Source organism: Pseudomonas fluorescens, assembly GCF_902498195.1.
Classification (GTDB): domain Bacteria; phylum Pseudomonadota; class Gammaproteobacteria; order Pseudomonadales; family Pseudomonadaceae; genus Aquipseudomonas; species Aquipseudomonas fluorescens_BU.
In genome coordinates this window covers 657554-680624 of record NZ_CABVIY010000003.1, presented here as the reverse complement: position 1 = coordinate 680624, position 23071 = coordinate 657554, and the positions used below count along the sequence as shown (strand labels likewise).

The following is a 23071-nucleotide window of genomic DNA, read 5'->3' as shown; positions in this document are numbered from 1 at the left end:
AAGATAGGCTCATGGACTGAGTGATGGCAGTGAGCTATGTTCGCTTGCACGATTTAGCGCGAAACTGCGCGATGACTCAGGAAAGGAATCGGCACAATGATTTACCAGTGCAACGGATGCAACAGAACTACGTTTGAGATAGCGTGCCCGTGGTGCATGGGCTCTCAAGTTTCGCCATCATCAGAGCTCACGTTGCGGCACCTCACTCCTCTGGATCCTTCTTTTTATCCAGACTTTCAATACAGATCCAAGGGCTTGATTCAAGATTTCTTCGGCAAAAAGAAGGAGCAAGCGCAGCTCAACGATCTCCTAAACAACGTGTTGAGAAAATATTCGGAGCTGAAGCAGCCTTACTTCACGAACTTCATTCACACCACCCGTGAAAGCACAGGCACTAGCGATGGCACAGGGGCGCCTGGCCCGCGATTGGATGGTGTGTACAGCGAAAGAGAGCTGTTCAGGGAAGTCTTGATCCGCAAAGGCTTTGACGAGCTTGAAGGGCTTCCATCTCTCTTGGACAAACTGCTGCAGACCACAGCTTTCAACTCTGCGTATCTTGGTTTTTCAAGAGAGCTGACCCGTCACATTCGAGCTGATCTAGCCGACACCTTACGTTCCTGGATTGAAGAGGCTGGTACAACGTTCAGGTCTGACCTGGCCTTGTTCTACTACTACCTCTGGGAAAATGACGTCCCATTTCCCAATGTCCAATTCACTCTCCAAGCAGCCTCCACATCTGGCGTACCGCTGCTTCCGCTACAGGTTTTTCGGAATGGCTTGAGCCTATGTGAGGAAATCTATTTCGATATCCTCGTCGAGCGGTTGGGATCACAACTCGAGCATTTCAATCCGAACCAGTTCATCACCATGTACCTGGTGGATGCAATGGACGGATTTCAGTTTGAAGCCTTCCTGGTCGAGATTTTTCAGACTATTGGCTATGACGTTAAAGAGACCAAAAAGACTGCTGATCAAGGTGCCGATCTTTTCGTTAGTCGCTTCGGCAAAAACATGGTGATCCAGGCAAAAAATTATTCCGGGTCTGTAGGTAACGCAGCTGTCCAGCAAGCCATTTCTGCCAAGGCTTTCTACGGATGCGACGAGGCCATGGTGGTTACCAACTCGTACTACACGAAGTCTGCAAAGGAATTGGCCAGCACGGCTGGTGTGCGGCTGATCGACCGGGATGGTCTTCAGAGCTACCTGGATGACTACAATCAGAAACTCATCGAAATCTTCCAGGCCGAGGAAGAAAGTAACTAGAGTTGCCGCTATAAGTGCGCCGAAGAAATGATCATTTCCCAAATGGCGACAGAACGAGTTTTGAGCACGAACCATCTGGGCCCACTTGAGGGCATATTCGCCAAGTATCATCGGCGGGGCGCCTGCTTAGCAGGTACCCACAACAGTTGGGCACAGGGTTCGTGATCTCGTATTCGCGCCAGTCCGCCATAGCTCGGCCATCAATGGTCTCCGGCTTTCGCTCGATCAACCAAGCAACAGCATTGATGAACTGCCCATGCGAAAATACTGCGATGTCTTGGGCGGGATGCTTTGCGAGTTGATCCAGGAACGACTGGACTCTAAATATGAAATCCATGAATGACTCCGCGCCCGCACCATCCCTGAACGTGGGGTCTGACTTGGCCCAATATGCCTCCACCCAATTTTGCCTCTGCGCAACAGTTGTGTTGGCGCACCTTGCTGGTTCAAGGTACGTAAACTCATGAATGGGCCAAGTTTCAAGCGGGGTAGCAGGGAAGGCAGCTACGGTCGCCGTTGCGGTTACCTGCGCTCGAAAGAACGGGGAAGCGACTATGAGAGCGGGAGCATGGTTGAATGACTGGGCCACCAGATATGCTTGCTCAACACCTTTCGGCGTGAGAGGAATGGTCGCGTGATCCAGGCTGGCTTTGCCAGCGTTGGCAGCACTTTCTCCGTGGCGGATTAGTCGGACATTCTTCATTAACCAGATACTCGCATAGCTTCGTCCAATTATTTCTCTTCGATTCTCTAGGCTTCACTCGTCCGGTGTCTGCCCTAGCCAAGGATACACCGCAGTCATGAGTGCGGATGAGAGCACGCATAGGACGGAAGGTGATGAAGGTATTTTGGGACTGTGAGTTCACTCAGCTCAACCAAGATACAAAGCTGATCTCGTTATTCGGGATACAAGTCAATCTCCCAGCACAGGTCGCCGGCGGAGATGGCATTTCGAGTACGATGGTAGAGCCTCAGCAGCCCGCGTCGGGACTGCTCCTGACCTGCCTTGAGACTCACTATGGCCATGCACTCGGACGACTTCATTGACCTCGATCGCACGTTCTCCAAAATATCTCTAGATGCTGATGCGTCTGACGATGTCGACCTAAGCGGTAGGCATAGCCGGCAGGGAGAGCTCCACTGGCCTGACTTGCTAACTCATAATCGGGTGATACTGCTGTCCGAGGCGGGATCAGGTAAAACTGCTGAGATCCGAAACGTCGCTTGCCAGCTCCGGAGCCAAGGCAAAACTTCTTTCTTTCTTCGTATTGAGAACGTCACTTCAGACTTGGAGGACTCCTTCGAGGTGGGGACGTTTGATGAGTTTGAGAGCTGGCTCTCTTCAGATGCAGAGGGCTGGCTCCTTATGGATTCAGTCGACGAGGCTCGGTTAAATGATCCGAAGGATTTCGAGCGTGCGATCCGAAAACTTGGCCGATTGACCCAAAACGCTCTGACCCGAGCGCACATAATCATCACTGGACGAAGCACAGCGTGGCGCGCAAAGACGGATCTTGCGATCTGTGAAAAGGCTTTTGCTTTTGGGCCCGTAGCTCGGCAAACATCTTCCAAAATTACTGATGGTTTTGTGCACGTTGTGCAAACGGTTACAGACAAAACCGAGCCAGATACGTCGTTCCTCTTGGTGACGCTGGACGACATCCATGACGAGCAGATTGATCGCTTCTTAAATGCCACTGGCGTCCAAGACATCAAAGGGTTTCGTTCCGCAGTTGAGCGCAAGGAAGCATGGTCGCTAACCACGCGCCCTCTGGACTTCTTGGAACTCGTCGATTTTTGGCTCGAGCACCATCGAATAGGCTCGCGCTTGGAACTCATGAAAAGCAGCATTAATCGCCGCCTTGAAGAGCATGACCAAGATCGCGCCGAATCTAGACCAATTGCTCCAGATAGGCTCAGAGAAGGTGTGCGCCTAATTGCAGCAGCAACAACATTAGGGCAAACGTCTGCGATCCGCGTCCCTCCTGACGGTGAGACCAATAAAAGGGGGATTCCCATTCGCGACGTGCTGACGGATTGGAATGACACAGAATCAGCAGCTTTGCTGAATCGACCAATTTTCGAGCCGGGCATCTATGGAACGGTTCGTTTCCACCATCGCACTGTCCGAGAGTATCTAACAGCGGAATGGCTTCACGAGCTGATACGTGGCGCAGGTTCGCGGGTCAAAATCGAGAACTTGTTCTTCTGCACACAATACGGGCTAGAGGTTATCAATCCTTCGATGCGTCCAGTTTTGCCCTGGCTGGCGCTGTTGGATGAGTCCATTTGTAAACGGCTAGAGGAGGTTGCTCCGGAAGTATTTTTTGAGGGAGGCGATCCTGGACAGCTTCCACTGAGTACACGTCAGAGAGTACTGCGTAAAGCGTGCGAGCACTTGGCGCAGCCGGCTCACAGTTGGACGATGACTGACTTTTCAGCTGTACAGCGATTCGCGCACCACGACCTCACTGAAGACATCAAAGAATTACTGACGCTTTACCGTACCAACGATGACATTGCCTGGTTCCTTTTAAGAATGATATGGCAGGGTGAGGTGGTGGGGGCACTTGCAGAGACTAAGCAATTTGCCCTCAATGCTCAGCACAAACATACTCGTTTGGCAGCAATCCGAGCTGTTATCGACCTGGGAACTGCCCTAGATGTAGCCGATGTGCGCCTAGCGTTGCTGGCAGGAGACTCCAAAGTTAACCGGGAATTGTTAGCTGAGCTGCTTGATGGGCTTGCGCTCGATACTCAATGGCTTCCTTGGCTACTAAAGGCAATCGAGAGAAGTGCGAAGAAGGAGCGCTATAGCGGTAGAGATGCCCTAGCGTTGAAGCTTTCTTCCCTGGCGATGGATTGTCCGCTAGAAAACCTGCCAGCCCTAATATGCGAGCTCGGTGTGCTTTTGGACAAGCCTCCAACTGAACAGCACGGTTTCAGCGCTATTTCTAAAAGGTACGGCTGGCTAGCCGAGATAGCTGGTATGGCAGTGCTCCGTTTGCTCCAGGCACGAGACCCGTTTGCGCTTGATGACTCGGCCCTCGCGATTCTGAGCAAGCTGGCCCAAGCGCACATTTATGATGAGCGAGATACTCGAGAGCTCGGAGAAAAACTCCGGGAGATCGTGCCTACTTGGCCGGAGCTTGATTACAAGCTGTTCTGGTATGACGTTAGACTAGCTCGTGACGGCCGAGTACATCGGGAACCTGTAATTAACGTCTGGCAGTTGCTTGGTTTCCGGCCATTCTGGTCGTTGAATAGCCAAAACTTTAGCCTCGCCTGCGACCACATCGCTAACCTCACGAATATGCATGATCGCCTGATGGCGCTCAGTATGGCTTACAACATTTACACGAAGCATGACAAACCATCCTCTTGGGAGATTCAGCTCAGGCAAGCAGCTGAAACGCACGACGAGCTACGCGAGAAGCTTGAAATTCTCTTGAACCCACCCGAGCGTGAAGTTGAGGAGTGGGAGATCCAGCAGGCTCAGTGGAAAGAGGACGCAGCCCAGCGAAAAGCGGAAGAGTTAGAGCATCGTCGCTCTTGGCGGGAGGGGCTTGCCTCTGATGTGGCCCTGATAAACAGCCCCGAGCCAGGAGTAATGACTCGAAGCCAAGCTTATCTAATGGATCAGATGCGTGAGGGTTCATCCCCTTCAAATACTTGGAGCAGTGGTAATTGGCAGTCTCTCATAACTGAGTTCGGCATGCCTGTTGCTCAAGCGTTTCGTACCGGTGCTGTTAGTTTTTGGCGGGGATATTGCCCGACGCTGCCATCGGAGGGGGCTGCTGCCAACTCCACCCCCTATCAGGTGATTTTTGGGTTGACGGGGTTAGCTATTGAGGCCAAAGAGGAGCCATCCCGCTTCTCGCAGATGTCCGCTGATAACGCTCTGTATGCAGCTCGCTATGGGCTGCTTGAGCTAAACGGCTTTCCGGAGTGGCTTCCCAAGCTTTTCAGCCTATACCCGCGTGTTATCCAAGAAGTCGTACTGCGTGAAATCAACTACGAGTTAGATGTGCCGCGTTTGGAGTCAGGCGGCAATCGTGTGTTACAGAGACTGCGTTGGGGTGGGAGTTGGATGTGCGAGGAGCTTGCTGCTCCGCTCATGGTGCGGCTGGCACAGCACATAAACGACCTTGAGTCGCTCCAGCTTGTGCTGAGCATTGTGCAGGAGTCGTCGGTCGTTGATGAGGTTCTGGCCGAGCTCGCCAGCAAGCATGCTGTAGAAGAGGTCAATGCGGAGATTGCGCTCACCTGGTACGCCGTGTGGGTTGGAGTGGAGCCGGTACTTGCAATCCCGGCACTAGCAGCTCGCATCGACTCGTTATCCTCAGATGAGGAAAAAGCCAAATTTGCCATGCTCTGCCTAGTCGCCATTGTTGGAAGCCGCACTTCCAGCCGTTGTCGGCAGAATTACAAAACGGTTGAGCATGCCAAATCGCTGTATCTGCTGATGCACACATACATACGTATTGCAGAAGACATTGACCGTGCAGGAAAAGGAGTCTATTCGCCAGGACCCAGGGACGATGCCCAGAATGCTCGTGACGGGCTTTTAGCCTTTATCCGAGAGACGCCTGGGAAGGAATCATTCCTAGCATTGCAGGAAATCGCACAGGCCCACCCTGCGGAGCGATTACGTCCCTGGAGCGCATTCTACGCTCAGCAGAAGGCTACGGCCGACTCGCAGACGCCTCCGTGGGAACCATCGAAGGTCGTCGAATTTCATAAGTCACTGGAAAGCACGCCATCCACCCACCGTGACCTCTGGAATCTTGCAATCGATCGTCTTCTGGACTTAAAGCACGATTTAGAAGATAGCGACTCCAGCTATGCAGAGATTTTGCTCCAGACTAATCAGGAGACGTCCATTCGTAAGTTCATCGGTAAGTGGTTGAGGGATCGTGCTGCGGGACGCTACGTCGTACCGCAGGAAGAGCAGCTTGCCGATGACAAGCGCCCTGATTATCGATTCCAAAACAGCCAGAACTACGCGCCCGTGCCTGTCGAGCTTAAGCTTTCACAAAACTGGAGCGGCCCCGGGCATTTCGAACGACTCGAGAACCAACTCTGCGGGGATTACCTCCGCGATATAAGCTCAAGCTGCGGCATATTTTTGCTGGTCAACCATGGGGGGCAGGCGACATGGGAGACGCCCACCAAAGGCCGGGTCGGGTTTAATGATCTAGTAATCGCATTGCAAGAACACTGGTTGGTTATCGCTTCGAGGTTTCCTAACGTCGAGGACATCAAGATCATCGGCATAGACCTCACCAAGCGAGGAGGAGTGGCTGCGATCAAAGCCATCGAAGCCAATCAGGCGGAGGCTAGCCAGATCGACGGTACATAAGAGCATGCGGTGGCTGAGCAACTTGAAAGCGAGCGATTTAGGCGGCGGAGTTTTAGGCATTTTCAGCTATGCAGCCGCCGATTCAAAAGTGCTTACTGCTCTCCAGGAGCTGGCTCCCTTAACTTCGGGATGCAAGGCGGTTGGTGGAATAATCGGCTCGGAATAATTTGGAGGCGAACTGAGCGTGCCGGCCTCGGGGGCGAAACGCGAGAATGGGAGTCCATTGGGCCCGGACGCCGCCTTGGCGGGTGGCTCGGTGTATGACAGCCTTAGAAAATCTTGATTTCTAGCCCTTGGGCCCAGTTTGCGATCGATTGAAGATGATGATGCTTTGCTTCAATGCTCGCGGTAAGGATTGAACCACCCCTTCGTAGATATTGATGACCGCATAGTTAACCTGCATCTTGATTTAACGAAAACTGTTATTTTAAAAATATTTCCCCTCTGCGTTAAAGAATGCCTTTAATGCGTCCGATTAGATGTTTAATAACATAGTGTTGGAGGCATTTATGAATAAAGCTAAGGCGCAACCAGCATCATTTTTTGTAGAGCGCGAATTCATATGTTGGCGGGGACGTGATGATGACGAAATGTATCTGTGCCAGGTAGCAAGACAGGGAGATCACTATGTCAGTGTAAATTTAGACCTAATGCCTATTAGGTTCGTCGGTGCCGTAGCACACGATATCGCGCGCTGTCTTTATGATGCTGTGCTCATTGCCGTAGGGAATCTCGCAGGGTTTGTGCCAACGCCAGCAGGTCGCGATTGTTTGCTGGAGAGGACATATCGTAAAAGAGTATCCGGAGAGTGGTTTTACTGCGCCAATGGCTGGTTTAACTGCCACGAGACTGAAGATGAAGTCTATGTTGTTGAGCTTGCGATGGATGAGAGCGAAAAAACTGAGCGGGTGAGAGTCTGCACGGTTGAGGATGGTGGAGTAGAGCTTGTTTTCGATTTCATGTGCTATTCGTTCAGCATGCACGACGCAGTGTGGCTTTCTAACGCTTTGATGGAGGCCATGGGGTGTGAGCCTTTGGACACCTTGGAGACAACAAGCAAGAGCTGCAGGCCGATGGCTGGTTTCACTCCGGCTGAACTCTGTTTGAGTGGCAGGTAGCTAAACAGGATCCTAACTAGGCAACCCATGCGCTGTTTTGGATCGACTTGACGACTACGTGGTGACATCAATCAAGGAATACCAACCAAGGCCCCTGATCCCGCCGAGTATTTGGATGCCCCTCGGGTTGCCGTCACACGGTACCAGGCTTCTTTACCAATTTCACGAAGGATCGCCTTTTGAACCCCCGTCCACTATAGCGAGTTTTCTACAGGTGCGGCGGGGGTGTTTCCGAGGCAATTTGTATGTCACCCACAATGTCGCCACGAAGGGCGAAACTAGGAGGGCTCCCCTAGAAAGCGGCCGGCAGATTACATTTATAGCGATCTTAAGAAAGCTTTTATTTGTTTAGCATTTGGAGTGCAAAACCAAAAAATCATGGGCTGATGAACAAATGTTGCTTGGTGAGAAATTAATTATGAGTAGTCGGTAAAGTTTTACGCGTGGAGGGCCGATTATATATGTATCAGTGTTAATTGGTGGTGCATATGAAAGCTAAGGATTTGTCATCAAGCAGCGTTATTTTTATAGTCGAGCGTTTGATGAGCAGGCACGGTTGTTTTGACAATTCTCCGTGCGTGGCTTCGGTCGAGGTAGCGGATAACCATGCGTCATTCTTAATTGATGATTCAGAGTACTGCTTCACCGCGCAGCAATGCGCCGAGGTGGCTAAAAACCTTGCAAGACTTTTGTTGATCTACTCGGGCCTTGGCATTTGCCCAGGTAGTGCAGAATCCGTTTTGCGGTTGGAAGCGTATACTTCGTGGTACCGATTGATCGAAGCACAAACTATCCGTTCTGATCGTGACTTATTGCAGATTGGTGGGTTGGAGAAAAAAGGATTTGAGTTTTGTGCTTCTGGTTCATTTCAGCGTCCAGAATCGCAAAGCTCTGAACCCGATTACTACTCGCTCACGATTGCCTTAGATGATGAGCTTGATCTCCCATGCTTAGGTATTGAGGATCGGGTTTTCTCTTTCGACTTTGAGGATGCGTTTTGGTTGGTGAAACAGCTTTGGATCGCAGGGAATTTGTTGGCTCAGACAGATTAATCGATAAATACCAAAATTATGAGCCTTGGATTAATGACAAAAGCCAACTCGTGAGGTTTTAGTTGTAAGAGTCAAGTATTGGGCGCGTATATCGACTAGCATGGACGATCTTAGCTCAGGCTTAAACTGCTATCGGCCCTCCGGGCTAAGAGCCCGGCGTAACGTCAAGTTCATTCTAAATGGAAATCAGGAAAGAGATCCTGTGCGAGCCAAGATGGCAAGCCGACCTCCAGCCGTTGAAAGTTAGATGGCGGGGTCACCACTATACCGAGCTTGAGCAGCCTGTTGAGTTGATCATTCGCTGCTGCACGTGGAAGGCCGGTGAAGGTTACGAATTCGGCGCGGGGTAGTGAGCCCTGGACTAACAGCGATAGGAGCGCAGGCATCGTGTCTGGGCTGACGCCTGCTTCCGTAAATCGCGAGTTTGTTCTGTACACGTGTGTAACGGACTCACGAAGCTGGTGACGACTCAAAGCGGTAGTCATGTAATTCACCTCGTCATGGCAGACATCAAGCATAAAGTCGATGAAAGCGCGTTGCTCTCTGTCTTTTGATTGTTGAGCACCCTCAAGCCCATCAGTCTCCTTGGGATCATTCATGCCTGTAGCAGACCGATACTCGTCGATCCTTCGTCCCGGGCCCCACGAAAAAGACCACAGATGTGGCTGAAGTCCAAGCAGTGCGAGGTGCTCGAATGTAAGCGCCCGCGCAAAAGCCCGGATGCCATCACGGTGCGTTGGCCTATAGAGAAGCTGGAAGTGTTGACACAAGACCGCAACGACACGTCGACGAAGCTCCGGGATTTCACCAAAGGCGCTCTGATGGTGCTCAAGTACGAACGCCCGATTCAAAACCTCTCGCTTAGAAGTGTTCCCATCAATCACGCTTGAGTGATGAGCGTCAGTGACTTTCAGCAGGTCGCTCAAACACGCAGCGGTCTCTGGTGCGACCAGGCCAGCGAGGAAGGCAGTCTTTTTTACAAGCTCATCTGCTCGCGCCAGTGTCGATGGAGGAATCGAATCGGGGAGGGTTGGGTGGAGCCAGTGCTCAGTCATCTGCGTGAGTATCTGTAATAGGGCATTGCGTCACTCATCATCCGCTCAAAGCGGAGAGTTGATGTCAACATCTAGTCCACCGATTAAAGAATTCAAGCGAGCCGGGAGCATTGAATCAAGAGCGATCAGTTCTTCAGGGTTACTTAGGATGTCGTCTTCCAGCAATTTCAGAAACCCACAAAGCTCCAGGTCATACTCTGAGGTGCCTGCATGCTCCAACGCATTGCGAGATTGGATCGTGGAAGTGGATGGAATAGGATTTGAACCGTTCATGGTGTTGACATTATCTGCGCTTGAAGCTCTTGTCATGCTCTGCTTTCGTAAGTCGTAAAGCGATGTTTGTTGCCGAGAGGGTATGTCGCTGATTCGGGCCCTTGGCCCGGCTGGCCTGAGGTTTTTCAGATGGAGATGAAAGTGCTGTCATCAATCAAGGGGTACCAACCAGTGCCACAGATCTCACAGAGCATCTGGATGATCCTCGGGCTGCCTTCACGTGGCACCATGCTTCATGACCTAGTTCACGAAGGACTGCCATTCAAGTACCTTGAGCGAATAGCGAACCTCCTACAGGTTCAACGAGGCGTAATCTCCAAGGCTATTTGCGTAGCACCTTCGACGTTGGTGCGTAGAGCTAAAGCAGGGCGGTTCAATTCCGCAGAAAGTGACCGCCTCGTCGCACTGGTAGCCGTCTTTCAGGAAGCACTCTGCCTATTCGCAAACGATAGGGCCGCTGCAACGGAATGGATGAGTTTGCCGGTTCAAGGGCTCGGATCGAAGCGCCCAATCGACATGCTGGGGACGAGGGTAGAAACGAAAGCTGTTGTCGACCTTATCGGCCAGCTGGAGAGGGGCGTTTTTGTGTGAAATCGGTCGGGCGACTATTCGATCGGCTCAAGCACTCTCGCACCCTCTTACAATCCTGATATTCAGCCTAGTGGTCGCTAAGAGCAGCCTTAGTCTGCAATCGCCACTCGCCCGCGATCAGTACGTACTGATCGCGGGCGAGTATTACCACAGGGCGGCTACGTTGGTAGAGATATTCCCACCCTAAGGATCAGAAAGCCTTCAAACAGTGTCGAGACTCCTAGAGAAACACATCTCTGCGGTGGCCATCAGGAGCGTTTAGCTAGGCAGCAAGAGCCGATTTACCCGTCGCTCATTATTCTAGCCCCGTACCAGGCAACTTTTCTTGGGGTTAGGCCATCTGGGATATTAACCTGCTGCTTTTTCTGGTTTGGTTTTCAGAATCGCATCTAGGATTTTACCAAACTCGGGGGCTGTTGAATCTTCACTAATCACATTATTGGAGGGGCGAAAAAGTGTAGTGTAGAAGAGCAGCTCCGCCTCTTTGGCGATCGAAGATTCTGCAGCCTTCATTGCAACGAACGTTTTGATCATGGTGGCGCGCTCTATGGATTCGGTTTCCATAGTGAGATTCGCCATCATCAGCTTTACGAAAATTCTCGTACTCCAGATGCCACCAGTTGAAATGAGAAGGATGATAGCTATCCCGGACAAGGTTTTTGGAAGAGTGAACTCGTATCCAAATACTGCATGGGGTACTCCTGACATATACTCATATAGAACTATGAGCACAAGGAGTGTTGAAAATATGACGGCAGAACGTGAAGCGTACTTGCCGTACTTTTTTGCGTTAATGTTGTGAACGTTTTTGCGATCATCCCAAAACTTTACAGGTTCCGAAAGTGCAATGGCAGAAGTGGCGGCCTCGACAATTTTTGAAATAGTTTCTTCGGCACTCTTTATTTTTTCACTTAGTTCCCCCTCCTTAGTTTTTATTTTGGCTAAAGTTTCCGCTGCTTTGTTATCTACAGCTCCAGAAACCGCTTTCAGGTTTTTTGAGACGCCTTCATCAAAGCCTCTTAAATAGTGCTTCTCAGGATGCTTGGAAAGCGCTCGGTACGTGTAAAGAACCGATGCAGTCTCGCCGGAGTGACATGCATTTTTAAACTCTCCAGCTAACGGGTCATCATGATGGGGGAAGTCAAAGTCAAACAAGTCACTCACAAGGTCGGACGTATCAAACTGGGAACTATCCGGCGTCGAGAACAAGGCAGTAGACTCAAGTGTTTTGTTAAGTCTCTGCAGCGTGTTTAGATAATTGGTCACACTTTCAATGACCGATGAGTGAGTTGCTACTATTTGATTGCTGCTCTTTTGATGCTTAAGTGTTTTATCAATTTCACTCCAGTAATTTTGCTCCTTGCTGAGCCAAATATGGAGTTCTTCATTATTCAATTTATCGAACTGCTCGCGTTTAGATTTACTAGCTATGTCGTAAGTCTTGAATTTCGATGTGTCGTCAATCTGGCTTTCTTGATCCGGTGTCATGCCTTTTCTCTATCCTTGTTGCCCTGCGGCAAGTGATGGCTGCTGGTGCAAGCGTTGCTTTAATGTGTAGTCGTCGTGGTGAAAGTCAGACTTTGAGTGACGCCGGGAAGATATTGCCGCCTCCAATAGTGCGTTGGCAATGTGATTCAGGCTCTAACCACCTCGAAAACTGGGTGAATGTTACGCTCGAGAGCATAAATGGCATTGAAGGGACACGAGGTGATTTGAAGTATTCGTGCCCTGAACAATGCTGGGGGCAATGGTCTTTAGGACGCAGGGAAGCAGAAACGCCCTTGCCGCCACTCATGCAGCAAGCCCAGCCTAGACTAGCGGGTGATTGCTCGAATCGTACACATTGCAGCAGAACTTGAAGGGTGTCATTAGATACGGCGTAGCATTTCTTCGAGTTGGCGATGCTCTTCAGGAGCCAAAAGCTCGACAGGATCAAACGCATCTCTTGAACTGAAGTCGTACTTCCGGCCTTCGGGGCTGAAACAGCTATCACAGTAGTCTAGGGTTCCACAGTCGTTGAAGAATGTGATAACCCAGCCATCGACGTCGACTGTCATCAATCCGCAGTAGATCTCGTCCCAACTGGTCGTGGTGATGCGGCGCATTGAGCGCGAAGCGACTGAAACGCCACGGAGTACTTCGTAAACCTCTCGAACGGTGAGCATTTTTGTATCCATGCTGGATTAGCCTTGAAACTGCGGCGATTAAACACTGTGAGGTCTAGCCGTCACACGTGGCGAATGGCGTCGAGCTAAGGTCGATACGTGTTGAGTCTGAAGTAACAAATACGCACGCTCAACTGGGCGAAAACGGACGCAAATGGCAGATAGTCTGACCTAGGCATTTGAGCCGATAAAATCTTGCGAGACGACTTTAAAGGAGCTCCATTTTGGGCGAAGGAGGCCTCATCGCAAGGCCGCCAAAAGAGGAGCCCGCATCAACGTACCTCAACGCTGACTTGATGTCCTTCCAGCCAACATAGCTCATCAGCGACTTGATATCCCAACCATTAGCGGAAGCCCAAGTGGCAAACCCACGCCGCATTGAGTGGCTACTGTAAATGTCCGATGGCACACCTGCCTGCGTAAATATGCGACGCAGCATTGGGATCAGACTGTTGGAGTTGATGCCGTCGTCAGCAAGGTTGCCCCAGCGATCGATCTTCCTAAAGACGGGGCCGTGAGCAATGCCGGCCACTGTGATCCAGTTCATGTAAGCCTGCACAGGACATAGTTTCTTGAGGGCAGGGGTATGGAACGTCGTCCCCTGGTGCTGTCGATCGCCTTTGGTGTAAGGCAAATAGAAGGTGATGCCGGCGCCGGTCTCCGCTTGAGTATGCTCGACTTGTAGTCGTGCCAGTTCGTCCCCGCGAAACCCTCGCCAAAAACCAATCAACACCAAGGCTATGTCGCGTCGACATTTCATCACGCTTCGGTAGTCATTCCGCTCAGCGGCAAGATTTGCTTCGCGCTCAAGCCAGCTCACAGCTTGCTCCAGGTGAGTGAGGAGGAGAGGGGCCGCCTGCTTTTCTTGAGCCGGATGCAATGTCCGGATGCCCTTGAGCACCTGCCGCACGTTGGGCGCTTTCGTTGGATCAGGAAACCCCTGCGTGATGTGCCACTGAGCCAGGGCAGCCAGGCGCTGCTTCAGAGTGCTGATGGTGTGCTTGTCCGCGTACTCGGCCAGGTAGCGAACGATGCCATCGCCAGTCGCAGGCAGAAACCCTCCCCAAGTGACTTCGAAGTGTTCCACCGCGGCGCGGTAGCTACGCCGGGTGTTTTCCCGGGTGCCGGCCTGTAGGTACCGATCAGCCTTGTTCATACAGCCCCTTCGACGCGAAACGTAAATTTTCCAGCGATTGAAATGCGAAAATCAGCTATATGATGCGATAAGCCTCCATTATTTGATCATAGAAATACGATTTTCGTGACTGATTTTTTATCTAGGTGTATTATGTAATTACACGTTACGTTTACACTACGAAATCGTAGGAGAGGGCATGGCGCGCGGCGGTATTAACAGGGCAATCGTCCAGATAGCACGAGATGCGCTGATTGCTCGAGGTGTAAATCCGAGCATAAATGCGGTGCGGGTCGAGCTGGGAAATACGGGATCGATGACGACCATTGCCCGCTATCTGGGCGAACTCGAGAAAGTGGAGCCTCGCCCAAACGAACGCCGTGAACGCTTGAGTGATGAGCTCAGTGGACTGGTTGGCCAGTTGCTGGGGCGTTTGCTGGAGGAGGGCGCAGAAGAAATCGCCGAAGCTCGTGCTGAACTCGATAAGCACCGAGCTTCAGTCAATGAACAGCTCGCGCAGGCACAAGCTGCCTTGGCGGAGTTACAGCGCCAGCACGACAACCTTCAGGCAGCGCTCGATGTCCAGGCAGGCGAATTGAGTACGTGCCAAAGCAGCTTGCAATCTGAGCTCACTCGCAACGCCCGCTTGAGCCAGAACTGCGCCGACCTGGAAGTGCGGGTGCACGAGAAAGACGAGCAGATTCGTTCACTTGAAGAAAAGCACCTGCATGCTCGCGATGCACTCGAGCACTACCGCACGGCCATGAAAGATCAGCGTGAACAAGAACAGCGACGTCATGAAGGGCAGCTTCAACAAATCCAGGTTGAGCATCGTCAGTTGCAGCAGACTCTTTCGGTGAAGCAGGACGAACTCAGCCGTTTGAATCGAGACAATGAGCGTCTGCTCAGTGAATCCCGTCAGCAAACCAAGGTTATGGCCACCCAAGACGGCACCATTTCGCGGCTTACTGCAGACCTTAATACCTTGGCCATCGCGTCAGCTAGAGAGGAGGGCGCCAAGGAGCAGCTTATCGATCAGCTTGCTCATTCCCGAGAAGAGTCAGCCTCCCTACGCGAATCCGCCACCCAGGCCGAGACACGAGCTAAGAATGCGCAGGTGCTACTGGAAACGTCTCAGTATGAGGTCGACCAACTGCGGCAAAAGCTGCACCAACTTTCACACGAAAAAAAATCCATCACGGAGTGAGCGAGCAGATGATCAGCACCAAGAGTGATATGCATCGAGATGAGCCACGCGCATCCGGATTTCGGGAGTCCCTCCAACGGCTCAGGGAGCATGCGGTTGCTGGACATCTCCAACTACAGGTGGAGCGGCGCTCTGGAGAGCTTTATTCGAAGGGTAGGGCTGTGATGAGATTGTGTGCCAGTTAACCCGATAGTCCCAGAGACCCGTTAGCGCATCTCGGAAGGTAGGGATGCCACTCTCTGCTTATACGCCGGCGCCGGTGAATACAACTACGTGCTTTGCTTCCTGCAACCGCTTCACAATGGCGCTGATAGACATGGATTCGTATCGTGGTTTCAGCTCTGTCGAGGTTAGTGCTGAGCTGTCTCAAAGAAGAAGTCAACCATCGATCAGAAGGAACGGAAACTACATATGCCTTATGACTCCATGTATCAGCGGACTGTAGCTGGGTGGCTACTGCTCCCAGATTTCCTGATATGGAGGCCATCAAAGTCATCGGCATTGACCTAACGAAGCAAGGAAGGCAAGCGGCGGCTAAGGCAATTGAGAGCAATCAGGCGATGGTTAGCCAGAAAAATGATGAATCTAATCCGTAAAGCCTGCAGCGGGAGTACGCCGCAAAAAGCCTAGCTCAATTGGCTCTCAGCTCTTAAGAAACAGTCTCTGCGCTACAGGAGTCCGGGCAACTGAACCTGAACATGCAGTCTCTTAGACTCCGTTGTCCTCACCTGAAAGCAATTGGAGCTCTGTGTGGACTTCATCACTGATATCTGCAGAGCTCTCCTTTTGCCCGAAACGCTTCTCCAAATAGGCCCTAACTTACTACTTGCGCTGCATCTCTTTGAGATCTCTAGCGCTCATTTAGGCGATTATTTCACGCTTACTGTTAAATATTATGCGTGGCTTTAGCGAGTTCAACCGTCTTGCCGACAGCCGAACTTCAAAGTTCAATCGCCCCTCCATGCAATCCTTTACTAGAACGACATAGACGAATCACATATATTAAAATACCATAACGAATCACATCTGTAACAATTAAATCCTCACAAGCAGGCGGTGAATTCTGACAATACTTTTATATTGCTTTAGATCTCAAAGCAAAAAAATATAATTACAAGTATTGCCAGATTGGCAATTGATTAAAAATAAACAGCTAGTACCAATTACCACCTCACCGTCCAACCTATTGATTTTACTCTACTAGCCATCTCCATAAAAACAATTAATATAAATTGACAGCGCGCCGATTGAAAAAAATCTACGGGCGGGCGAAATAGTCTCTGTTGCGCTCTGGTAGCGTAATTTAATTTTTTCGCAATTCTACGAGGCTCATGAAGTAAAGATCTGCACCTTGACTCTTCAAAAAAAAATCCTAGGCTAGTAATCTGGATTAAAAAATTAATTCGAATACTAGAGGGGATTCAAAAATGAATGAGGAAAAAAATCCCACTTCACTAAACGGTGGCATGCATCTAAATGAAATCCCGTACAAGCTCAATCAGCTCCCATACAAGCCGATTATCACAATCGCCGTCGATAAATTTACTCAAAGCATTATTGCCTTCTCAATCCAGGTTACACCGATCGCGACAAACTTTCAGATTCAAACTCGTCAACTGAAAGCGGTGCCTATCAACTATGTTCGGAATGCAATGGCACGCCACTTTGCTGGCAGCTCAGGCTACTTCAGCGTTTACAGCTCGCCCGACCTCAATACTGCCAGCTATCTTAACGCAATGAAAAAGTATGATTTGCAACCAAATCTAGTTTGGGATAATTCAGTAGTTCAAGGAGCCAAAATCGAGCGCATTCTGGTAGACGTTTTTTTGACACTATCACAGTCCCATCGCGGAAATACCAGACCTTCGCCTAAAACTCATTTGTTAGGTGAACTGTGGCGGCAGCGCGGCCACCGCGTCCCGCGGAATTAGTATAGCTAGTATTTAAGGTGCTCACGTGCTCAGTATTCCAAGCGGTAGGGCTGAGCGCGTGAAACTTCTCCCAGCGGGCAATCGACTTGAATAATATGATGCTTCTCCTGAGCGCTCCGACACTTCTGTAAATTACTCGATTGACTGCGTACTGGTTAATGGACATGACCGTGGAAACGCCAGGATAAAGCATGCGGCGATGAAATTTCGAATGAACTTAGCTTACACGCTGCCACGTTACAATAGCCGCATTGAAGCTCTAGTTCCGAATCTTTCAGTCGCGTTAAGGTCTCACCAGCCCGGAAACGGCTGCGATGATTCTCACCTAATAAATTCTGGGACTTTCGAACTGGAGTTAGAGCGTGCAATCACTGCACACAACGAAACTCCTGAGAGGCATCAACTCCGCAGCCCACGACAATTTTTGTATGACCAGAATATCGCCTGTGCATAGTCCGACCCCATTCGCCGTTGCAAGAGAGCTCAAAAACTCTCTTTAGCCCGTTCTAGCTCTGCTTGCTCACATGCCTATGGCGTTCCACCTGCCGCATTTCGAGCCTGGATTTCGAATGCCTGCGACTGCCATTTGAACAACACACTAAGTTCTTTGTATCCGTGTGCACGAGGATCAAAAATCCGATCTGAGCTTCGTGATGTTCCTTCCCTGCGCACTGATGCGAGCCCACCCATCTTCGTCAGCGATGTCTTCCAAAATCTCGCTGGTTTGGGAGATGAGAGAGAAGTGCGCCTCCAAATTGGCTTGCTCTGGAAGCCAGCTGTAGGCAATCCAAGCAAGGTAGCGCTGACATAACCATAAGCTAAGGAATGGGTGAGGGTGCTTGTACTCAAAATAGGCCTAGGCCTCACTTATCGAGCGGCTCGACACCATGGCTGCGGTCAATCGCCGGATGTTTTCAGACGCATGGGAGATAGTAGAATTTTCTGAGGCTAGCGCCATGTCCGCAAGTTTCTCCCTGATCGCGCAAGTCATGCGCCAGAGGGCCCTGAGATTGTAGGCGCCGGTCGTATTTTCCTTGGGAAACAGGCTTAAAGCAGGCAATGGCTGCGTGGCATCTATATTTAGGTAAGAAAGGTACCGCTCGAATACCCAGCCAAACTCCGGCGGCAACGGGATTGAAGTGCCGTTCTTGGGGTGCGTTTCCAACCAGATGCCTTGAGTATTTCGGCTGAACTGGTCGACACATCCAGGACTTGAAGCATCACCCAGCACTTGCCACATGTGGCGGACTGAGTACCTCGCTATCGTCAGGTACATCGCAATCAGTTGGGAGTGATGGATGCTTAGGGGAAGATCTGGAAGTATCGCGAGAATCCATTCCATAACTTCGTCCGAGATGCTGCCTCGGGAGACTGATACCTTGAAAACTATGGACTCGAGCTTTTCCGAAGCAATATTTTCCCGATTAGCGGACACGTCCTTGAGGTAAAAATCCATGAATTGCGTGACGCATCGAATCTCGCGTTTCCACACGCTCTCGTCGATTTCGTTGGAGACATCAGCGGCACGGTCGCTTTGGAAGAGCCTCCAGTTCGGGTTGATCGGCCAATCTCGGAAGTCCATGGCCGGGTTTCCCTGGAATCGGGCTTGTTTCCCAAGAGAGACCCAGTCGCTAGGTGGGCTTCGGATAAAGTCCGAATAGTTCTCGAAGTCAGTACGAGTCCAATCGAGTAAACAGAGATCGTTCGCGAAGCTCCAGTTGAGCATCTTTTCCAGACCATGGATGCAGATGTTGTACTTCCGATGGGGATTCAGCGGGCTCCAATTGTGAGCGCTCCAATTGATGAACCGGTCGACGTACCAAGTACTAAGGAAGGGCTGACTCAGCGGGCTGACTTCGCTCAAGCGAGCTGAGACTTGGAGATTGCCGGGGAAACTGGTTTCGCGATTAGGTCGCCAGTGACTGTATGGATGAAAGATCGGAAACGGGATGAACGGCCGCGTCATTGATAAACTCGCGAGCTAAAATCGTAGTGGTGACTCTACGTTTAGCAGACGTACATCGCACTAGCCAGTTTTCGGAGCGCGAGAAACGGAATCGGAGTTTCGTGACAGAGCTATCTATGGGAGGGCGTGAGGATGCGACGGCAAGAGCCTGATTATTTTGGAAACGGGGTTTTGTGGAAATGCAACCGGGGGTTAGTGGAAATGGACATCTGGTCGGCAGGAGATCCGTCCTGATACATCATTTAACATAATATACATTATGCGTAATACCGTATTACATCATTAGGGACTCTCTCAGCCAGATTTGAAGCTGGTACAGCCTCTTTTGAGTCCCTGGGTCCGATTTGCTTTCCTGGGCTGCCATTCACAATGCTCAAGCCTTTCAATTCGCGTTCCTTGCGACAGCTGATCACATCAGCCTACGCCTGCCGCAGTGTCCTGATCATCATCGGGTGATAACGATAAAACAATCCGTGTGAATACCGGCTGCTGCACGGGCTGCTGTATCTCTCAACGCAAACCTTCTGGTTGTCCAGTGTGAAGTTACCGAGGATTTCGGCAGAAACGGCATGATGCAATTTCAACAGGTCGAGTCAGCCAACACCTGAGCTGCAATCGGGGTTGCCTGGGTCCTTGAGGCGACTGTCATCCACCTGGATGAATGACGCCTGATATCAGGCAAAAAATCGAAACCAAGCGGCTTGCCAGGCTATGCCTGGGGATTGGCGCAATGACACATCGATTTGGAGCATGAACCCCGGATACGGGCCGCTGACAAGTCAAGCGCCACCAGTAGTCCGGCGAAGCAAGGCTATTGCTTGATATTTTCGAGCCCTGGCCTCTTTGTTACTCTATTTTGGTAACGCTTTGATATAACTACACTAAATGCCTCTTTAGTTGAGCTAATACTGGGCGTATTGAAAGCCGCGACTGCTCTCTTCATAAATGAAGTGCGAGATGAGCCACGGTTGCGCTGGCAGGCCGAAGGATGAATCCCGATTCATCCTTTCGCTGCACAACGCCGCTAACGGAAATTAAGCCAGTTCGGCACGCTCGAACTCATGGCGACACAGCTTGCATAACGCTTGCAGGCTTTGACGCTGGCCGATTCCGGTATCACCGAAACCTGCACGGTCAACACCATCAGCAGCAGCATCAGCAAAGGAACGTAGTAGGCAAGAAGACTTTTTATTTTCATTGTCTGTGCTCTCATGACCTGCCATTCGGAACGGGTCACTGCCACTGCATCAAGGGCGGCAGTGCCCTTGCAATCGGCGCCTTCGCGTGAAGGCGCCCTCCTCCTTGATCAGCGTTCGTCGACCGTGATGAACTCGCGACGTTGCGCCATGAACGCGGGCACGTCGTCCTCATCGGTGAAGAACTGCTCATACCATTCGCGCAGCTGGTAGACCGGGCCATCGGTTTCGGCCAGTACCGGCTTGTCGATGCGGATTTTGTGTTTCCAGATCACCACGTCCTGGTAGAACGAGTCGCGGTTGCCCTGGACATACGCCCTGGCCACTTCGGCGTTCTGCTCTTCAGTCCAGCCGGGCACTCGCTTGACCATGCAACCAAAGCGCAGGTCGAAGCTGTTGGGGGTGACCGGTACATGGCTGTTGAGCAGGATGGCGTGGATGCGCACATCGCCGAACATCGAGCTGATCTGGGTGAAGTGGGTCGCCGGGCCGTAGTAGGCCGAGGGGGCGATCAGGTCGCCGCCCAGGCGCTCGGAGTCGCCATGGAAAATCTGGTGGCCAATGTGCCCTTCGAAGACGTTGGCAAAGTATTTGGTTGGCGTACCGTGCACCGGTCCGAAGTGCTGGGCATCGACCAGGTTATCGACCAACTCCCGCGGGTTGGTTTCGATCAGCATGGTGTCGATGTTCCAGTCGTGAATCCAGTCCGGATCGTCCATCTCGGGCAAGTGCGGGATGACTACGCCTTCTTTCGGCGGGCGGCCTTCTGGGTTGTTCCAGACGAACAGCAGGTTGTTTTCCTCGCAGGTCAACCAGCTGCGGGTCTTGGCCTTGGGCGGAATGCGCTTGCAGTAAGGGATTTCCACGCATTTGCCACCGGTGTCGTATTTCCAGTGGTGAAACGGGCACACCAGCCTGTCGTTCTCGACGGTGCCCTGGGACAGGTCGGCGCCCATGTGCGGGCAATACGCATCCAGAATGCTGATGGTGCCCTGGCTGTCGGCAAAGGCCACCAGGCGGGTGCCGAAGATTTCCAGGGTGTGGGGCTTGCCGTCACGGTAGTCAGCGGCGTTGCCCAGACAGTGCCAGCCGCGCGCGTAACGGTGGGTACGCTGGGCGTTCTCGATGTTGATTTCAGCGAGTTTCGTCATTGTTATTGTTCCTCGATTGCAGACTTCGGGGCGGGCTATGCCCCCAAGAAATACAGGGTGATCCCATGGCGAGCATCATTGAGCAGGCTTGCCGGGAGAGCATCCTTCAGTTGGACTAGATCAAACGCGATCCACTCTCAAAGGGTGCCCGCCTCACGTTGGGCACCCTGCTCCACGGTTATTGGCCGAATCGGCGAGCGGCTTCCGGGCCGAAGTCGCGGGGACTGAAGCCGGGTTTGTTCAACAGGTAGCCGTTGCGCTGCTCGTTGATCAGGTTGAACGCCAGGTAGCTGCCGGCATTGAGGTCGTAGTACAGGCCCACGCCCGCTTGCGGTCGCTGGCTTTCGTAGGCGTAGAAGTAGTTGACCATCGAGGTGCGCCACAGCTCGCCACGGTTGTCGTAGTTGTCGGCCAGCATCGGGAACCAGGTGTCTTCATCGATGTACAACTTGCGTTTGCCATACAGATGGCGGAAGCCCGGCTTGAGCGTGCCTTCCAGCTCCCAGACCCGGTGGCGTTCAAAACGCATGGCATCCGGGTTGATGTGGCCAGGGGTCAGCAGGTCGGCGTACTTGAGGTTGGCGGCATGCAAACGATAGGTGTCGTAAGGGATGAACATCTCGCGCTTGCCAACGATCTTCCAGTCGTAACGTTGCCCTGATCCGTTGAACAGGCGCACCTCGTCGACGGTGATGGAGCCGCCGCTGCCCGGGAACGACATGTCGAAGCCATACCCCGGCGACTGACGCACACGCCGGGTGCCGGGATCGTAGCGCCAGGCCTGGCGCGGCTCGGTCTTGTCGTTCCAGAACTCGGTGCCGGTGTTGATCTCGCCCTTGTCCCGTTGCGGCAGCAGGGTTTCGTTGAGGTAGAACGCGGAGTTGCCGGTGGTTTCGCCAATCTTGCCCGGCTCCAGCGACGGCGCCAGGTTGCGCGAATGCACGCGACCCCAGTTGATGTTGCCGTCCTTAAGCACGTAGGCGTTGTCGGAGGTGTACTCCTCGGTCCAGGCCCGCAAGGTGAAGGTCGAGGCGTTTTTCAACAGCTCCAGGCCAGTGCGCGGCACCGGGAACGGCGTGCCACCGGTCTTGCCCACCACCCCTTCGCCGTCATCCACCAAACGCGCCACGCTGGCGTTCTCTTTGGTGGCCTGGCAGACCGCGTCGTTGAAGCGGAAGTCCCGGCGCGTCGGGTAAACCGGCATTTTGTAGGTGGCCGGGTACAGCTTGAACAGGGCTTTTTGCCCGTCGGACAGGTAGTCACTGTATTGGCCCATGTTCTGCGCGGTAATCACGAACAGCGGCTTGTCGTCCGGGTACGGGTCCACCGGGTGGTTGCCGGTGCCCTTGAAATCGACGTGGGGCGGCACGCCCAGCCACTTGCCGCTGAACGGAGGAATGCTGCCGTCGGCATTGCCGGCCTTTTCCGCGCCCAGGCACGTCAAATCCTTGCCCAGCCGCTCGATGTCCTCCGGCGCGGCATTCACCGTGCCGATGGCACAGCATCCCAACAACAACGCCATGGCCCAGCCAGGGGACTGATTACTGCCGTTCATTTTTATTCTCCTTATTAACGTTCGACGACGGTGCCCAGTATCGACAGGCCA

17 protein-coding genes and 1 pseudogene are annotated in these 23071 nt (G+C 52.1%); 7 read left to right on the top strand and 11 right to left on the bottom strand.

The window, feature by feature from the left end:
* Positions 1-96 precede the first annotated feature (96 nt).
* Positions 97-1263 carry a restriction endonuclease gene (locus F8N66_RS14025; RefSeq protein ID WP_150770729.1) on the top strand — a complete coding sequence of 389 codons (1167 nt, stop codon included), beginning with the start codon at positions 97-99 and terminating at the stop codon, positions 1261-1263.
* 31 nt (positions 1264-1294) lie between these two features.
* Here the strand turns inward: F8N66_RS14025 and F8N66_RS14020 are convergent, their stop codons facing one another.
* Positions 1295-1966, bottom strand: a complete 672-nt coding sequence (locus tag F8N66_RS14020) for a histidine phosphatase family protein (protein ID WP_150770728.1) — start codon at positions 1964-1966, stop codon at positions 1295-1297.
* Positions 1967-2281: 315 nt separating this feature from the next.
* Between F8N66_RS14020 and F8N66_RS14015 the strand changes: the two genes are divergently transcribed.
* From F8N66_RS14015 to F8N66_RS14005, 3 genes are all read left to right on the top strand, one after another.
* A complete protein-coding gene (locus F8N66_RS14015; protein ID WP_150770727.1) occupies positions 2282-6625 on the top strand; it encodes an NACHT domain-containing protein in 4344 nt (1447 codons plus the stop codon).
* Between the two features lie 509 nt (positions 6626-7134).
* A complete protein-coding gene (locus F8N66_RS14010; protein WP_224790467.1) occupies positions 7135-7743 on the top strand; it encodes a hypothetical protein in 609 nt (202 codons plus the stop codon).
* Between the two features lie 488 nt (positions 7744-8231).
* Positions 8232-8795 carry a hypothetical protein gene (locus tag F8N66_RS14005; protein WP_150770725.1) on the top strand — a complete coding sequence of 188 codons (564 nt, stop codon included), beginning with the start codon at positions 8232-8234 and terminating at the stop codon, positions 8793-8795.
* Positions 8796-8965: 170 nt separating this feature from the next.
* Here the strand turns inward: F8N66_RS14005 and F8N66_RS14000 are convergent, their stop codons facing one another.
* Positions 8966-9850 (bottom strand): hypothetical protein, encoded by an 885-nt coding sequence (locus tag F8N66_RS14000; RefSeq protein WP_150770724.1) that lies wholly within the window; start codon positions 9848-9850, stop codon positions 8966-8968.
* 45 nt (positions 9851-9895) lie between these two features.
* Positions 9896-10123 (bottom strand): hypothetical protein, encoded by a 228-nt coding sequence (locus tag F8N66_RS13995; protein ID WP_150770723.1) that lies wholly within the window; start codon positions 10121-10123, stop codon positions 9896-9898.
* A 129-nt stretch (positions 10124-10252) separates the two neighbouring features.
* Between F8N66_RS13995 and F8N66_RS13990 the strand changes: the two genes are divergently transcribed.
* A complete protein-coding gene (locus tag F8N66_RS13990; protein WP_150770722.1) occupies positions 10253-10714 on the top strand; it encodes an antitoxin Xre-like helix-turn-helix domain-containing protein in 462 nt (153 codons plus the stop codon).
* 348 nt (positions 10715-11062) lie between these two features.
* Here the strand turns inward: F8N66_RS13990 and F8N66_RS13985 are convergent, their stop codons facing one another.
* The 3 genes from F8N66_RS13985 to F8N66_RS13975 all read right to left on the bottom strand — a co-directional run bounded on the left by F8N66_RS13985 (position 11063) and on the right by F8N66_RS13975 (position 14035).
* Positions 11063-12202, bottom strand: coding sequence for a DUF6161 domain-containing protein (locus F8N66_RS13985; RefSeq protein ID WP_150770721.1), 1140 nt, complete (start codon positions 12200-12202; stop codon positions 11063-11065).
* 380 nt (positions 12203-12582) lie between these two features.
* Positions 12583-12891, bottom strand: coding sequence for a hypothetical protein (locus F8N66_RS13980; protein WP_191622986.1), 309 nt, complete (start codon positions 12889-12891; stop codon positions 12583-12585).
* A 196-nt stretch (positions 12892-13087) separates the two neighbouring features.
* Positions 13088-14035 carry a site-specific integrase gene (locus tag F8N66_RS13975; RefSeq protein ID WP_150770720.1) on the bottom strand — a complete coding sequence of 316 codons (948 nt, stop codon included), beginning with the start codon at positions 14033-14035 and terminating at the stop codon, positions 13088-13090.
* A 178-nt stretch (positions 14036-14213) separates the two neighbouring features.
* Between F8N66_RS13975 and F8N66_RS13970 the strand changes: the two genes are divergently transcribed.
* On the top strand, positions 14214-15221 hold the full coding sequence (locus F8N66_RS13970) for a DNA-binding protein (protein ID WP_150770719.1): 1008 nt from the start codon (positions 14214-14216) through the stop codon (positions 15219-15221).
* A 195-nt stretch (positions 15222-15416) separates the two neighbouring features.
* On the opposite strand, the pseudogene F8N66_RS32125 reads toward F8N66_RS13970, so the two are convergent.
* Positions 15417-15539, bottom strand: a pseudogene (locus F8N66_RS32125) (NAD-dependent deacylase); the annotation flags it as partial.
* A 1109-nt stretch (positions 15540-16648) separates the two neighbouring features.
* Here F8N66_RS32125 and F8N66_RS13960 point away from each other — a divergent pair.
* A complete protein-coding gene (locus F8N66_RS13960) occupies positions 16649-17152 on the top strand; it encodes a hypothetical protein (RefSeq protein WP_150770718.1) in 504 nt (167 codons plus the stop codon).
* 856 nt (positions 17153-18008) lie between these two features.
* On the opposite strand, the gene F8N66_RS13955 is transcribed toward F8N66_RS13960, so the two are convergent.
* The 4 genes from F8N66_RS13955 to F8N66_RS13940 form a co-directional block, all read right to left on the bottom strand.
* Positions 18009-19118: an integrase gene (locus tag F8N66_RS13955; protein WP_150770717.1), complete on the bottom strand. Its 1110-nt coding sequence runs from the start codon at positions 19116-19118 to the stop codon at positions 18009-18011.
* Positions 19119-20142: 1024 nt separating this feature from the next.
* Positions 20143-20355: a hypothetical protein gene (locus F8N66_RS13950; protein WP_150770716.1), complete on the bottom strand. Its 213-nt coding sequence runs from the start codon at positions 20353-20355 to the stop codon at positions 20143-20145.
* Positions 20356-20424: 69 nt separating this feature from the next.
* On the bottom strand, positions 20425-21465 hold the full coding sequence (locus tag F8N66_RS13945) for a Rieske 2Fe-2S domain-containing protein (RefSeq protein WP_150770715.1): 1041 nt from the start codon (positions 21463-21465) through the stop codon (positions 20425-20427).
* Between the two features lie 178 nt (positions 21466-21643).
* Positions 21644-23020 (bottom strand): DUF1329 domain-containing protein, encoded by a 1377-nt coding sequence (locus tag F8N66_RS13940; RefSeq protein ID WP_150770714.1) that lies wholly within the window; start codon positions 23018-23020, stop codon positions 21644-21646.
* Positions 23021-23071 lie beyond the last annotated feature (51 nt).

Bases quoted from the DNA above. Each gene is read 5' to 3' on its own strand.
- F8N66_RS14000 (WP_150770724.1), bottom strand. From the start codon at position 9,850: ATGACTGAGCACTGGCTCCACCCAACCCTCCCCGATTCGATTCCTCCA.
- F8N66_RS13990 (WP_150770722.1), top strand. From the start codon at position 10,253: ATGGAGATGAAAGTGCTGTCATCAATCAAGGGGTACCAACCAGTGCCA.
- F8N66_RS14025 (WP_150770729.1), top strand. From the start codon at position 97: ATGATTTACCAGTGCAACGGATGCAACAGAACTACGTTTGAGATAGCG.
- F8N66_RS13980 (WP_191622986.1), bottom strand. From the start codon at position 12,891: ATGGATACAAAAATGCTCACCGTTCGAGAGGTTTACGAAGTACTCCGT.
- F8N66_RS13975 (WP_150770720.1), bottom strand. From the start codon at position 14,035: ATGAACAAGGCTGATCGGTACCTACAGGCCGGCACCCGGGAAAACACC.
- F8N66_RS14020 (WP_150770728.1), bottom strand. From the start codon at position 1,966: ATGAAGAATGTCCGACTAATCCGCCACGGAGAAAGTGCTGCCAACGCT.
- F8N66_RS13945 (WP_150770715.1), bottom strand. From the start codon at position 21,465: ATGACGAAACTCGCTGAAATCAACATCGAGAACGCCCAGCGTACCCAC.
- F8N66_RS13970 (WP_150770719.1), top strand. From the start codon at position 14,214: ATGGCGCGCGGCGGTATTAACAGGGCAATCGTCCAGATAGCACGAGAT.
- F8N66_RS14015 (WP_150770727.1), top strand. From the start codon at position 2,282: ATGGCCATGCACTCGGACGACTTCATTGACCTCGATCGCACGTTCTCC.
- F8N66_RS13985 (WP_150770721.1), bottom strand. From the start codon at position 12,202: ATGACACCGGATCAAGAAAGCCAGATTGACGACACATCGAAATTCAAG.
- F8N66_RS13955 (WP_150770717.1), bottom strand. From the start codon at position 19,118: ATGACGCGGCCGTTCATCCCGTTTCCGATCTTTCATCCATACAGTCAC.
- F8N66_RS13995 (WP_150770723.1), bottom strand. From the start codon at position 10,123: ATGAACGGTTCAAATCCTATTCCATCCACTTCCACGATCCAATCTCGC.
- F8N66_RS14010 (WP_224790467.1), top strand. From the start codon at position 7,135: ATGAATAAAGCTAAGGCGCAACCAGCATCATTTTTTGTAGAGCGCGAA.
- F8N66_RS14005 (WP_150770725.1), top strand. From the start codon at position 8,232: ATGAAAGCTAAGGATTTGTCATCAAGCAGCGTTATTTTTATAGTCGAG.
- F8N66_RS13960 (WP_150770718.1), top strand. From the start codon at position 16,649: ATGAATGAGGAAAAAAATCCCACTTCACTAAACGGTGGCATGCATCTA.
- F8N66_RS13940 (WP_150770714.1), bottom strand. From the start codon at position 23,020: ATGAACGGCAGTAATCAGTCCCCTGGCTGGGCCATGGCGTTGTTGTTG.